This is a genomic window from Streptomyces sp. NPDC046716, assembly GCF_040645755.1.
GTDB lineage: Bacteria > Actinomycetota > Actinomycetes > Streptomycetales > Streptomycetaceae > Streptomyces.
Genome location: NZ_JBEYYU010000002.1, coordinates 184443 through 197232, shown reverse-complemented (window position 1 = coordinate 197232; position 12790 = coordinate 184443). Strand labels below are relative to the sequence as shown.

Sequence of the window (12790 nt, the reverse complement as noted above, 5' to 3'; positions counted from 1 at the left end):
AGCCCGTCATGAATCAACCACTCGCGGGCTTCGCCCCGACCCCCGTGGCCGCGCGCATGGAGAACCACGGCAGCAACATGCTGAAGGTCGCCATGCAGACCGGAAACGACCTCCTCGCGCGCGTGGGCTCGATGGTCGCCTACGAAGGCTTCGTCCAGTACGAGCCCAACCCGCCCGCCGTCCGCCAGATCGCCCGCGACTGGATCACCGGCGAGGGCGCCCCGCTGATGAAGGCGTCCGGCGACGGCCTGCTCTACCTCGCCGACTACGGCGCCGACGTCGTCGTCATCAACCTCGGCGGCGACTCGATCTCCGTCAACGGCACCAACCTGCTCGCTCTCGACGCCCACCTCCAGTGGGGCGTGGAGCGGGTGAAGGGCCTCGCCAAGTTCACCGGGCAGGGCCTGTGGAACATCACCATCAGCGGCCAGGGATATGTCGCCCTGACCTCGCGAGGCACCCCGATCGTCGTCGACTGCGGCCGCGGCGAGGACGAGACGTACGTGGACCCGGACGCGCTCATCGCCTGGTCGCCCAAGCTGAAGGTGAAGGGCAAGCGCAGTTTCCGCGCCGGCTCGCTCATCGGGCGCGGCAGCGGCGAGGCCTACCAGATGGGCTTCTCCGGCGAGGGCATCGTCGTCGTACAGCCCAGCGAGGACAGCACCGACCGTCTCCGAGTCCGGGGCTGAGGGGGAGCGAACAGATCATGCAGAGTCCGCTTTTCGCATACGCCGACCAGCAGTCCCAGGACCGCTACACGGTGCAGAACCCGCAGATGCTGCGGGTCGTCCTGGAGGGCCACGACGACCTCCTCGCCCGCAAGGGCTCGATGGTCGCCTACCAGGGCCTCGTCGAGTTCGACGGCGAGTACCAGGCGCACGGCCAGCAGCGTGCCCGCGCGGTCACCGGTGAGGGCCTGAGCCTGATGCGCTGCCACGGCCAGGGCATCGTCTACCTCGCGAACCTCGCCCAGTACGTCCACATCGTGGACGTCGAGCAGGAGGGCCTGACCGTGGACAGCAACTATGTGCTGGCCATGGACTCCGCCCTGCACCACGAGGTCATCGCGGTGGACAGCCAGTTCGGCATCTCCGGCTCCGGCAAGTACCAGCTCAACATCACCGGGCACGGCAAGGTCGCCCTGATGACGTCGGGCCAGCCGCTGATGATGCAGGTCACGCCCGACAAGTACGTCAACGTCGACGCGGACGCCATCGTCGCCTGGTCGACCGGCCTCCGGGTCCAGATGCAGGCGCAGACCCACTCCTCGGGCGTCTGGCGGCGCCGCGGCAACACCGGAGAGGGCTGGGAGCTCAGCTTCATGGGCAGCGGTTACGCGCTCGTCCAGCCCAGTGAGCTGCTGCCGCCGCAGAACGCGGCGATCGGCGGCGGTCTCGCCGCCCAGTACGGCATGGGCCAGCAGGGCGCCCGAGGCGCGAACCAGGGCAACGCCTGGAGCTAGCCGCAGCACCGGCACATGGGTGAGGGGCGAGCGCCAAGGCGCTCGCCCCTCACCCATGTGCGGACGCCCCTACAAGCGCGCCCGCGTCGCCTCCACGAGGTTGACCACTGACGTGTCGGCGACGTCAGCGACCTCCTCGTACGGGAACCAGCGCAGGTCCAGCGACTCGTCGCTGATGGCCTCCGTGGCGCCCGGCGCGGCGAGGGCCGCGTACTGCACGTCCAGGTGCTGGGTGCACGGGCCGGGGATCGGATGCCGGTCCAGCCGGACCGGACCGCCCGCCAGCAGCGTCAGACCCGGGATACCGGACTCCTCCGTCGCCTCGCGCAGGGCCGCGGCCGCCATGGTCCGGTCACCCGGCTCGCAGTGGCCACCCATCTGGAGCCACATCCGCAGCTTCTTGTGGAGCGTGAGCAGGACGCGCCCGCGCGCGGGGTCGATCACCAGGGCGCTCGCCGTCAGGTGACCGGCCGTGCACGGCTTCCACATGCCCGCCTCACCGTGGGCGGAGAGATGGTCCAGGTAGGCCTGGCGCAGCTCCGGCTGGCCCTCGTAGCCCTTCAGCACGAGGACCGCGTCGTCGTACAGGCTCACTTGGTGTCGTCGTCCTCGCCGGTGTCGTCGTCCTTGGTGAGCTTCGGCTTGTCGCCGCCGCCCGCCGCCTCGCCGAGCATCTTGTCGAGCTCGGAGAAGTCCAGCTGCTCGTCACGGTGGACGAAACCGTCCGGGTCGTCCAGGTCGGACGCCGTCGGCAGCATGTCCGGGTGCGCCCACAGACCGTCACGGCCGTCCACCCCGCGCGCGTCCGTGAGCGAGGCCCACAGGCGCGAGGCGTCGCGCAGCCGGCGCGGACGCAGCTCCAGACCGATCAGCGTCGCGAACGTCTGCTCGGCCGGGCCGCCGGTCGCACGGCGGCGGCGCAGCGTCTCGCGCAGCGCGTCGGCGGACGACAGACGCGGCTTGGCGGCCGCGTGGACCACCGCGTCGACCCAGCCCTCCACGAGCGCCAGAGCCGTCTCCAGACGCGCCAGGGCGGCCTTCTGCTCCGGGGTGTCCTCCGGCTGGAACATGCCCTGCTGGAGTGCTTCCTGGATCTGCTCGGGGTTCTGCGGGTCGAACTGGCCGACCACGTCCTCCAGCTTGGTGGTGTCGACCTTGATCCCGCGCGCGTAGCCGTCCACCGCGCCGAACAGGTGCGAGCGCAGCCACGGCACGTGGGCGAAGAGCCGCTGGTGGGCGGCCTCGCGCAGCGCCAGGTAGAGGCGGACCTCCTCCTGCGGGACGCCGAGGTCCTTGCCGAACGCCTCGATGTTCAGCGGCAGCAGCGCCGCCTTGCCGGCCGGGGCCAGCGGCAGACCGACATCGGTGGAGCCGACGACCTCGCCCGCGAGCACGCCGAGCGCCTGGCCGATCTGCGAGCCGAACATGGCGCCGCCCATGGAGCGCATCATCCCGATGAGCGGGCCCGCCATGGCCTGCATCTCCTCGGGCAGCACGTCGCCCATGGCCATGCCGACCCGCTCGGCGACCGGGTCGACGAGCTCCTTCCACGCCGGGAGGGTCGCCTCGACCCACTCGGCGCGGCTCCACGCCACCGCGGTACCGGCGCCCGACGGCAGCGACGTCGCGTCGTCCAGCCACAGGTCGGCCAGGCGCACCGCCTCCTGGACCGCGGTGCGGTCGGCGGGACCCACGCTCGCGTCCTTCACGCCGTCCTGCGTGCCCTGGGAGACCGTCTGGCGGGCGATGTCCTTGGCCATGTCCCAGTTCACCGGCCCGCCCTCGTAGGAGAGCATCTGGCCGAGCTGCTGGAACGCCGCGCCCAGATCGTTCGGATTCATCGAACCGAACATCGCTGCGAACGGGTTGTCCCCGCCCGCGCCACCGGGGCCGCCCGCGCCGGGAAGGCCCGGGATGCCGCCGAATCCGAACGGATTGGCCGGTCCCTGACCGCCACCGCTCTGCTGGTCCTTCTTCTTGCCCTCGTCGCCGTCTTCCGGCTCCTCCGGCGGAAGGCCGAAACCGAATGGGGTGTCACTCACGGGATTCCTCGGCTGGTAAGGCCACCGGTTCTGCCCCGGTGGCGACTGCCCGACTACACACACCCAGCGTAGACACCGTGACGGGATCGGGCCTCGGTGCTTCGCCGACTCATGGCCTGCGGCAGGATGGATGCCTCCTGGTACGTACGCGTCATACGCGTACTTACCGAAGACAACCGCTGGAGACGCCCGGTGAGTTCCCCAGATCCGCAGGTTCGCGCAGCGCGAAACCCTTCAACCAGTCCGGCCGTGCGCGGCCCCGTCGTCGCGGTCACCGGTGCCGCGTCCGGCATCGGCGCCCTGCTCACCGAGCGGCTCGCCGCCTCCGACGAGATCAAGCAGGTGCTCGCCATCGACGAGCGGCGGGGCGAGTGCTCCTCCGCCACCTGGCACATTCTGGACGTGCGGGATCCGGCCATCGCGGAGAAGCTGCGCGGCGCGGACGTCGTGGTGCACCTCGCGCTCGACCTCGATCTCGAGTCCGACCCGGCGGCGCGCACCGCCTACAACGTGCGCGGCACCCAGACCGTGCTCACCGCCGCCGCGGCGGCCGGTGTGCACCGCGTCGTCCTGTGCACCTCGACCATGGTCTACGGGGCCCTGCCCGACAACGAGCTGCCGCTCTCGGAGGACGCCGAGCTGCGCGCCACGGCGGAGGCGACCGGTGTCGGCGACCTCCTGGAGATCGAGCGCCTGGCCCGCCGCGCGCCCCGCGCGCACCCCGGCCTCAACGTCACCGTGGTGCGTCCCTCGGTGCTCGTCGGCGGCACGGACACGGCCCTCACGCGCTACTTCGAGTCGCCGCGCCTCCTCGTGGTGGCCGGTTCGCGGCCCGCCTGGCAGTTCTGCCACGTGGAGGACCTGTGCAGCGCCCTCGAGTACGCCGTCCTGGAGAAGGTCGACGGAGAGCTCGCGGTCGGCTGCGACGGGTGGCTGGAGCAGGAGGAGGTCGAGGAGCTGAGCGGGATCCGGCGCATGGAGCTGCCGTCCGCCGTCGCGCTCGGCGCCGCGGCCCGGCTGCACCGCATCGGCCTCACGCCCTCGCCCGCGGGCGACCTCGCCTACACGATGTACCCCTGGGTCGTCAGCGGGAGCAGGCTGCACGACGCCGGATGGCGGCCCCAGTGGACGAACGAGGAGGTTCTGGCGGAGCTCCTGGAGGAGGTCGCGGGGCGGCGCACCGTGGCCGGCCGACGGCTCGGGCGCAAGGACGCGACGGCCGCGGGCGCGGCGGGTGCGACGGTGGCCCTGCTGGGTACGGCGGCCGTGGTGCGGCGGGTGCGCAAGGCCCGGCGGCGCATCTGAGGCGCGGGGCCGTGCGGAAGACCCGACTCCGATCGGGTGCCCTGTAGGAGGCTCCAATTCACGACTGTCGGGGACGTACGGCACGATGAAGGGCATGGCATCCACCCAGCACGACCATCCCGGTGAGCAGGCCGCCCAGGACCCCATCAGGCTGCTCGCCGTCCGGGAGACACCGCTCTCCGTCGACGAGGTCTTCCGGGCCGTCGGCGACGACGCGGCGGGCGGTACGGCGCTCTTCGTGGGCACCGTGCGCAATCACGACGGCGGGGCCGACGTGGACCGGCTCGGGTACTCGTGCCACCCGACCGCGGAGGCCGAGATGAGACGCGTCGCCGAGAAGGTCGCCGCCGAGTACCCGGTGCGCGCGCTCGCGGCCGTGCACCGCGTCGGCGACCTGACGGTGGGCGACCTCGCCGTGGTCGTCGCGGTGTCGTGTCCGCACCGCGGCGAGGCCTTCGAGGCGTGCCGCAAACTCATCGACGACCTCAAGCACGAGGTCCCCATCTGGAAGCACCAGACCTTTTCGGATGGGACGGAAGAGTGGGTGGGAGCCTGCTGAGGCTCCAGTTGCGTAACCGCCACCCTGCGGCGAGCGTTGACAGTGCGGATGGTTAATCTGCTGATCAGTCAGTTGCGGTCGCACATGGGGTCGGGAGGTCGGTATGGCAGTTCTCTTGTGGCTGCTGATTCCGGTTGTCGCTGCGGTCGGCGCCGCGCTCTGGGGCTCCTGGGCCGGACGGAGCCGGCACAAGACGGGTGACGTGACCGAGCTGAGCGGCTACGAACGCTTCCGCGAGGCGATGGAGAAGTCCCACTCCGGGACCTGAGCCCCAGGTCCTGTCCCTGTCCCGTACGGACCGGCCCCACAGGTGCACGGACGGGCGCGTCCCGTACTGTCGTTCCATGCCACGCCGCACCGCGACGATGCTCGCCTCGACCCTGATGCTGATCGCGCTGCTCTGCGCGGGGGTTCTCATCAAAGTGCCCTACGCGGAGATGTCCCCGGGTCCGACGGTGAACACCCTCGCGGACCACGACGGCGAACCCGTCATCCAGATCTCCGGACACAAGACGTACGAGACGTCCGGGCACCTCAACATGACGACGGTCCGCGTCACCAGCGCAGACTTCAACATGAACCTGGTCTCCGCGGTCTACGGGTGGCTCGCCCACGACAGCATCGTGGTGCCGCACGACACCCTGTACCCGGACGGCCAGACGGAGGAGCAGTCCTCGCAGGAGAACGCCGAGGAGTTCAGCCAGTCCCAGGAGAGCGCCAAGGTCGCCGCCCTGGAGGAGCTGGGCATCCCCGTGAAGTCCTGGGTGATCGTTTCCTCGGTCGTCAAGGACAGCCCCGCCGAGGGCCGGCTGCACGCCGGTGACGTGATCAAGGCCGTCGACGGCACCAGGATCACCAAGCCCGCCGACGTGGCCAAGCTGGTCACCAAGCACAAGGCCGGCGAGAACGTCGTGTTCACGGTCGTACCCGTCAAGCAGGCCGCCGCCGCCGAGAAGGAGGGCAAGGAGGCCACCACGACGGAGGACGTGACGATCAAGACCGACAAGGCCGACGACGGCCGGGCGATCGTCGGCATCCAGGCCGGGACCGACCACACCTTCCCGTTCCAGATCGACATCAAGCTCGCCGACGTCGGCGGTCCCAGCGCCGGTCTGATGTTCTCCCTCGGCATCGTCGACAAGCTCACGTCCACCGATCTGACGGGCGGCAAGTTCGTGGCCGGCACCGGCACCATCGACGACGACGGCAAGGTCGGCCCGATCGGCGGTATCGGGATGAAGCTCGTCGGCGCCCGCGACAAGGGAGCGCAGTACTTCCTGACGCCGAAGGACAACTGCGCGACCGCGGCCAAGGACACCCCGAGCGGGCTCACGCTCGTCAAGGTGGACACCCTGGACGACGCGATGGGCGCCCTGAAGGACATTCGCAGTGGCAACAGCGACGCCCTGCCGAAGTGCACCGCCAAGAGCTGAGACACGAGCCGAGACACGGCTCTACGTAGAGGGGCGCCGCGGGATCTCCCGCGGCGCCCCTCTACGTGGTCGGGGAGAACCTCACTCCGCGAACGTCGCCGTCAGCGCCTCGGCGAGGCCCGGCACCAGCTCCGAACCCGTGAGGACCTCGGTCGGCGAGTCCTTCTCGCGCAGTCGCAGGGCCGAGTCACGGGTCCCGTCGCGCAGCACGGCGACCGTCATCCGGACCTCCTGGCGGTCCGGGTGCTCGGCGACCCACTGGGTGAGCTTCTTGCCGGTGAGCCCTTCGGGGACGGACGCCTCGGCGGACGGCGGCAGCATCAGGCGCTCCACCGTCAGCGCACAGCCCGCGACGGCGTCGGGCCACGCGATGGTGCCGAGGAACTCGTCCAGCGGCTTCGAGGCGGGAACCTCGTCCTGGAGGATCGGGGTGAAACCGGTCGTCTCGCCCTCGCTCTCCAGGCCGAGCTGGGCGGCGAGCGCCGGTTCCTGGGCGCGCAGGGCGCCGGTGTCGACGAGGGCGAAGAGGCGGGCGGGCTGGTCCCAGCCCATGCCGGAGGCGTACTCGTCGATCTCGAGAACGGCCCGGGTGAGGGGGCTTGCTGCCATGGGGGTGTTGGACATGGTCACAATCCTGCCTCGTTCGTCCCCCGAAGCGGGAACTGAGTAAAGCCTGAGTAAGTTGCATAGGTGAGGGGTCCGCGATCTCGGGGGCCTGACAGATCGATTAGCGAACTATCGAGGTGCGCACCTTGGCTTTCCAGATGCCGGACCGGGGCGGGGGTCCGACGGGACCGCGGATCAGAGTGGGACGCCCCTCCCGGCGTGCCCGGACGCTGCTGCTGACGCTGGGCGTCCTGGCCGTGCTCGGCATGGCCTTCGTCATGTTCTCCGGGTTCTGGACCGACTGGCTCTGGTACCGGTCCGTCGATTACTCGTCCGTGTTCACGACCACGCTGCAGACGAAGATCGGACTCTTTTTCGTCTTCGGTCTGCTCATGGCGCTCGCCGTGGGTGTGAACATCTGGCTGGCGCACCGGCTGCGCCCGCCGCTGAGCGCCATGTCGACGGAGCAGCAGAGCCTCGACCGGTACCGGATGGGCATCGCGCCCTTCAAGAAGTGGCTGCTGCTCGGGATCACCGCCCTCGTCGGTCTGATCGCGGGCGCCTCGGCCGCGAGCCAGTGGCGCACGTGGCTGCAGTACGTGAACGGCGTGCCGTTCAACCAGACGGACTCGCAGTTCCACCTGGACGTGTCGTTCTACGCGTTCGACCTGCCCTGGTACCGCTTCCTGCTCGGCTTCGGCTTCGCTGCGGCCGTCATCGGTCTGGTCGCCGCCGCGCTGACGCACTACCTGTACGGCGGACTGCGCATCACCAGCCCGGGCGCGCGCGCCACGGCGGCCGCGACGGGACACCTCTCCGTCCTCCTGGGCCTGTTCGTGGCCCTCAAGGCCGTCGCGTACTGGCTCGACCGGTACGGGCTCGCGGTGAAGTCGAGCGACTTCAAGGCGACGGACAACTGGACGGGCCTCAGGTACGTCGACGCGACCGCGTATCTGCCGGCGAAGACGATCCTGTTCTGCATCGCCGTCATCTGCGCCCTGCTGTTCTTCGCGACCCTGTGGCGCCGCACCTGGCAGCTGCCGGTCATCGGCTTCGGCCTGATGGTGCTCTCGGCGATCCTGATCGGCGGCCTGTACCCGGCCATCGTGCAGAAGTTCCAGGTGCAGCCGAACGAGCAGTCCAAGGAAGCGCCGTACATCAAGAAGAACATCGACGCCACGCGCAAGGCATACGGCATCGACAAGGCGACGGTCGGCGCCTACAGCGGCGAGGGGTCCGACAAGGACGCCAAGAAGCAGCGCACGGAGGCCGACTCGGCGGCCAGCTACCGCCTGAACGACCCGAACATCGTGTCGCCGACCTTCCAGCAGCTGGAGCAGCAGCGGAAGTACTACCAGTTCCCGACCACCCTGGACGTGGACCGGTACAACGGCCAGGACACCGTCGTCGGCCTGCGCGAGCTGAACCTGGGCAAGCTGGACAAGCGCAACTGGATCAACGACCACTTCGTCTACACGCACGGCTACGGAGCCGTGACGGCGAAGGGCACCTCCACCTCGCAGGGTGCCCCGCAGTTCACCGAGTCGGGTCTGCCGACCGGCGGTGACCTCGGGAACTACAACCAGCGGATCTACTACGGCGAGAAGACGACGCAGTACTCGATCGTCGGCGGGCCGCAGAAGGAGCTGGACTACGAGCAGGAAGACGGCACGCAGAAGACCACGAGCTACAAGGGCGACAGCGGCGTCAACCTGTCCAACCCGATCAACCGCGCCGCGTACGCGGTGGCCTTCAGCGAACCGCAGATCCTGTACTCCGGAGCCATCGGCGACGGCTCGCGGATCCTGTACAACCGCACGCCCAAGGAGCGCGTCGAGGCCGTCGCGCCCTGGCTGACCATCGACGGCGACGCCTACCCGACCGTCGTCAACGGCAAGATCAAGTGGATCGTCGACGCCTACACGACGTCGAACGGCTATCCGTACGCGTCCCGTACGACGCTCGGCGACACCACGGCCGACTCGCTCAACCAGGGCGACAGCCAGCGCTCCGTGGTGGCGCAGCAGAACCAGGTCAACTACATCCGCAACTCGGTGAAGGCGACCGTCGACGCGTACACGGGCGAGGTCAAGCTCTACGCGTGGGACGAGAGCGACCCGGTCCTGAAGACGTGGGAGAAGGCCTTCCCCGGCACGGTGCAGCCCAAGAGCGACATCCCGGCCGACCTGAAGGAGCACCTGCGCTACCCGCAGGACATGTTCAAGGTCCAGCGGGAGCTGCTGAGCCTGTACCACGTGACGGACTCGGACCAGTTCTACAACGCGTCCGACGCCTGGCAGGTGCCGAACGACCCGACCAAGAAGGACAACAGCGCGGTCCCGCCGTACTACCTGTCCATGAAGATGCCGGGCCAGAGCAGCCAGCAGTTCTCACTGACGACGACGTTCACGCCCAGTGGAAGGCCGAACCTCAGAGCCTTCATGGCGGTGGACGCCGACGCGACCAGTAAGGACTACGGCGCCATAAAGCTGCTGAGAGTCACCGAGGACAAGGTCCAGGGGCCGGAGCAGGTACAGAACAAGCTCAACTCCTGGGATCCGGTGGCGAACTGGGTGCGCGACATGAAGGGCGCCGACTCGACGGTCCTGTACGGCAATCTGCTGACCGTGCCACTCGACAGCGGCTTCCTCTACGTCGAGCCGATCTACGCACAGGGGCGGAACTCCGAGTACCCGCTGATGCGCAAGGTCGCCGTCTCGTACGGCGACAAGATGGGCTTCGCGAACTCGCTCTCGGACGCGCTGAACGACGCCTTCGACGTGGACGGCGGCTCGTCGACCGAACCGGAGAAACCGGGCGGCGACACGACCTCCCCGGCGAACTCGACGGTCAAGGAGGCCCTCGCGGACGCCGAGAAGGCCTTCGAGGCGGGCCAGAAGGCACTGAAGGACGGCGACTGGACCGCGTACGGCGAGGCGCAGGACGATCTGCAGGACGCCCTCCAGCGCGCCGACAAGGCCCAGACCGCGGCCGAGAAGGAAGCCGGCAAGAACGGCGACGGCAAGTCCGGTGACGGCGACAAGAGCGGCTCCGACGGCAAGACCGGGAGCGGCTGAGGCGTAGAGCAGCAGGTCGGAGGGTGCGCGAGCACCACCCCGCGCCGTGGTACGGTTGCATCACAACGGCGCGGGGTGGAGCAGCTCGGTAGCTCGCTGGGCTCATAACCCAGAGGTCGCAGGTTCAAATCCTGTCCCCGCTACTGATGATCGAAGGCTCGGAAGCTAAGGCTTCCGGGCCTTCGGTGCGTCGGGGCACCGAATGTCATGAGTCGCTGGCATGTGCGGTGAACGCCGGGTGATCGGGTACGCGTGCCGAGTGCGTACCAGAGATGTACCAGGTGCGTCCCAGGTACGTGCGAAGAGCGCTTCACCCGGGGAGACTTGGGGAATCTGTGTTTCACTTATCTCTCTGTGGGCATGTCGACAAAACGCTGAAGTGACCTCACTGGCTGCGGTATTCACGATGTACCCAGGTTGCAGGTGGTGCGACGATGGACGTTATGGGGGACAAGGCAACTCTGTTGGAGACAGGGCGGTTTGTGCAGCCGACAGATCGGGACGAACCCGGTGAAGCTGCCGAAGAAGCACGCCAGCGGCTGGCCGCGGAGGCCGGCGACGTCGAGGCGATGAGCGTCCTCGGCGCCATGCTGCTGCGCCGCGGTGATCTCGACGGGGCCGAGCCTCTGCTGCGCAACGCCACGAGCGTGGGCGACCGGGCCGCCGCCAACAACCTGGGTGTCCTGCTGCACCAGCGGGGCTACGCCGACGAAGCCGCGGGATGGTGGCGGATCGCCGCCGTCGCCGGCTCCGCCGCCGCAGCCCACGCCCTGGGCCGGCACCACCGCGAGCGGGGCGACGAGCCCGCCGCCGAGTACTGGCTGCGGCAGTCCGCCGAGCAGGGGCACACGCTCGCCGCGTACGCCCTCGCCGACCTCCTGGAGCACCGCAGCGACGTCGGCGCCGAGCGCTGGATGCGGGTCGCCGCCGAGCGCGGGCACCGGGAGGCCGCGTACCGCCTCGCCCGCGCGCTCGACCGCAAGGGCGGCACCGATGTGCTGGTCGCGGGGGACGCCAGGAATCCCGCGGAGGAAGCCGAGCAGTGGTACCGCCAGGCCGCCGCGCGCGGGCACCGCAGGGGCGCGCTGCACCTCGGCGCGATCCTGGAGAAGCGCGGCGAGCTGAAGGAGGCCGGCCGCTGGTACCTGACGTCCGCCAAGGACGGCGAGCCGCGCGCCGCGTGCGCGCTCGCCTTCCTGCTGCGCGACGCGGGCGACGAGGAGAGCGCCGCCGTGTGGTGGCTGCGCGCCGCCCAGGACGGCGACGGCAACGCCGCGAACGCGCTGGGCGCGCTGCACGCCGGACGCGGCGAGACCCAGACCGCCGAGCGCTGGTACCGGGCCGCCACGGACGCGGGCGACAACAACGGCGCGTACAACCTCGGCCTGCTGTGCGCCGAGCAGAAGCGGACCGCCCAGGCCGAGGACTGGTACCGGCGCGCCGCCTACGCCGGTCACCGCGAGGCGGCCAACGCGCTCGCCGTACTGCTCCTGCAGAACGGGGACGCGGTCGGGGCCGAGCCCTGGTTCTCCAAGGCCGCCGAGGCGGGCAGCGTCGACGCCGCCTTCAACCTGGGCATCCTCTACGCGGGTCGCGAAGAGAAGGAGTCCGCTCTCAAGGCGGCCCAGTGGTACGAGCGGGCCGCGGCCGGCGGGCACACCGAGGCCGCGCTCCAGGCCGGAATCGCGCGGCTGCGTGACGGCGACGAGCAGGGCGCCGAGCGCCATCTGCGGTGTGCGGCGGGCGGGGGCAGCCCCGAGGCCGCGTACCGGCTCGCCTCGCTGCTCGACGCACGGACGCCGCCCGCGCCCCGGCACGAGCTGGGGGAGCCGGTCACGGCGAAGACCGAGTGCGAGGAGTGGTACGAGCGGGCCGCCGAGCACGGGCACCGGCGCGCGCAGGTGCGGGTCGGGATGCTGGCCGCCGTGCGCGGCGATGTCGTCGAGGCCGCCCGGTGGTACCGGGAGGCCGCGGAGGCCGGGTCGCGCAACGGGGCGTTCAATCTCGGGCTGCTGCTCGCGCGGGAGGGCAGTGAGCCCGAGGCGGCGCTGTGGTGGACGCGGGCGGCCGATGCGGGGCATGGGCGGGCTGCGTTGCGGCTGGCTCTGTTGTGTGCGCGGCGCGGGGAGCTTGCCGCCGGGCAGAAGTGGGCGTCCCGGGCTGTGGAGCTCGGGCCTGCCGAGGTTGCCGAGCGTGCCGGGCGGCTGCGGGATGCCTTGCGGCAGGAGCTGTCCGCCTAGGGCCGGGCTGGTGCCCAGGCCCGATGAGCGCTCGCCCCGCACCGGGGGCCGCCTTGCCCACCCTGC

General features: G+C 70.1%; 11 protein-coding genes and 1 tRNA gene. 9 read left to right on the top strand and 3 right to left on the bottom strand.

The features are described from left to right. Window positions 1-8 precede the first annotated feature (8 nt). Both ABZ930_RS02430 and ABZ930_RS02425 read left to right on the top strand, forming a co-directional pair. Window positions 9-689, top strand: coding sequence for an AIM24 family protein (locus tag ABZ930_RS02430; RefSeq protein WP_351451720.1), 681 nt, complete (start codon window positions 9-11; stop codon window positions 687-689). A 17-nt stretch (window positions 690-706) separates the two neighbouring features. Beyond that, window positions 707-1462 (top strand): AIM24 family protein, encoded by a 756-nt coding sequence (locus ABZ930_RS02425; RefSeq protein WP_361540097.1) that lies wholly within the window; start codon window positions 707-709, stop codon window positions 1460-1462. Between the two features lie 69 nt (window positions 1463-1531). Here ABZ930_RS02425 and ABZ930_RS02420 read toward each other — a convergent pair whose 3' ends face one another. Further along, window positions 1532-2056 (bottom strand): NUDIX hydrolase, encoded by a 525-nt coding sequence (locus ABZ930_RS02420; RefSeq protein ID WP_361540094.1) that lies wholly within the window; start codon window positions 2054-2056, stop codon window positions 1532-1534. Further along, entirely contained in the window at window positions 2053-3504 is a 1452-nt protein-coding gene (locus tag ABZ930_RS02415) for a zinc-dependent metalloprotease (RefSeq protein WP_361540091.1), read from the bottom strand. The genes ABZ930_RS02420 and ABZ930_RS02415 overlap by 4 nt, the downstream gene beginning before the upstream one ends. A 192-nt stretch (window positions 3505-3696) precedes the next feature. Here ABZ930_RS02415 and ABZ930_RS02410 point away from each other — a divergent pair, with 192 nt between their 5' ends. The 4 genes from ABZ930_RS02410 (at window position 3697) to ABZ930_RS02395 (ending at window position 6801) form a co-directional block, all read left to right on the top strand. Then, window positions 3697-4809, top strand: a complete 1113-nt coding sequence (locus ABZ930_RS02410) for an NAD-dependent epimerase/dehydratase family protein (protein ID WP_361540088.1) — start codon at window positions 3697-3699, stop codon at window positions 4807-4809. 94 nt (window positions 4810-4903) lie between these two features. Next, window positions 4904-5368 (top strand): molybdenum cofactor biosynthesis protein MoaE, encoded by a 465-nt coding sequence (locus tag ABZ930_RS02405; protein WP_361540085.1) that lies wholly within the window; start codon window positions 4904-4906, stop codon window positions 5366-5368. 103 nt (window positions 5369-5471) lie between these two features. Continuing rightward, window positions 5472-5636, top strand: a complete 165-nt coding sequence (locus ABZ930_RS02400) for a hypothetical protein (RefSeq protein ID WP_353944614.1) — start codon at window positions 5472-5474, stop codon at window positions 5634-5636. A gap of 76 nt (window positions 5637-5712) precedes the next feature. Further along, window positions 5713-6801, top strand: a complete 1089-nt coding sequence (locus ABZ930_RS02395) for a PDZ domain-containing protein (protein WP_361540082.1) — start codon at window positions 5713-5715, stop codon at window positions 6799-6801. Window positions 6802-6882: 81 nt separating this feature from the next. On the opposite strand, the gene ABZ930_RS02390 is transcribed toward ABZ930_RS02395, so the two are convergent. After that, window positions 6883-7425, bottom strand: coding sequence for a PPA1309 family protein (locus ABZ930_RS02390; RefSeq protein WP_361540079.1), 543 nt, complete (start codon window positions 7423-7425; stop codon window positions 6883-6885). A 140-nt stretch (window positions 7426-7565) separates the two neighbouring features. Between ABZ930_RS02390 and ABZ930_RS02385 the strand changes: the two genes are divergently transcribed. The 3 genes from ABZ930_RS02385 (at window position 7566) to ABZ930_RS02375 (ending at window position 12724) form a co-directional block, all read left to right on the top strand. Next, window positions 7566-10484, top strand: coding sequence for a UPF0182 family protein (locus ABZ930_RS02385; RefSeq protein WP_361540382.1), 2919 nt, complete (start codon window positions 7566-7568; stop codon window positions 10482-10484). A gap of 69 nt (window positions 10485-10553) precedes the next feature. After that, a tRNA-Met gene (locus ABZ930_RS02380) sits at window positions 10554-10627 on the top strand. 291 nt (window positions 10628-10918) lie between these two features. Further along, window positions 10919-12724, top strand: coding sequence for a tetratricopeptide repeat protein (locus ABZ930_RS02375; RefSeq protein WP_361540076.1), 1806 nt, complete (start codon window positions 10919-10921; stop codon window positions 12722-12724). Window positions 12725-12790 lie beyond the last annotated feature (66 nt).

Bases quoted from the DNA above. Each gene is read 5' to 3' on its own strand.
- ABZ930_RS02375 (WP_361540076.1), top strand. From the start codon at position 10,919: ATGGACGTTATGGGGGACAAGGCAACTCTGTTGGAGACAGGGCGGTTT.
- ABZ930_RS02405 (WP_361540085.1), top strand. From the start codon at position 4,904: ATGGCATCCACCCAGCACGACCATCCCGGTGAGCAGGCCGCCCAGGAC.
- ABZ930_RS02395 (WP_361540082.1), top strand. From the start codon at position 5,713: ATGCCACGCCGCACCGCGACGATGCTCGCCTCGACCCTGATGCTGATC.
- ABZ930_RS02400 (WP_353944614.1), top strand. From the start codon at position 5,472: ATGGCAGTTCTCTTGTGGCTGCTGATTCCGGTTGTCGCTGCGGTCGGC.
- ABZ930_RS02430 (WP_351451720.1), top strand. From the start codon at position 9: ATGAATCAACCACTCGCGGGCTTCGCCCCGACCCCCGTGGCCGCGCGC.
- ABZ930_RS02390 (WP_361540079.1), bottom strand. From the start codon at position 7,425: ATGTCCAACACCCCCATGGCAGCAAGCCCCCTCACCCGGGCCGTTCTC.
- ABZ930_RS02385 (WP_361540382.1), top strand. From the start codon at position 7,566: ATGCCGGACCGGGGCGGGGGTCCGACGGGACCGCGGATCAGAGTGGGA.
- ABZ930_RS02425 (WP_361540097.1), top strand. From the start codon at position 707: ATGCAGAGTCCGCTTTTCGCATACGCCGACCAGCAGTCCCAGGACCGC.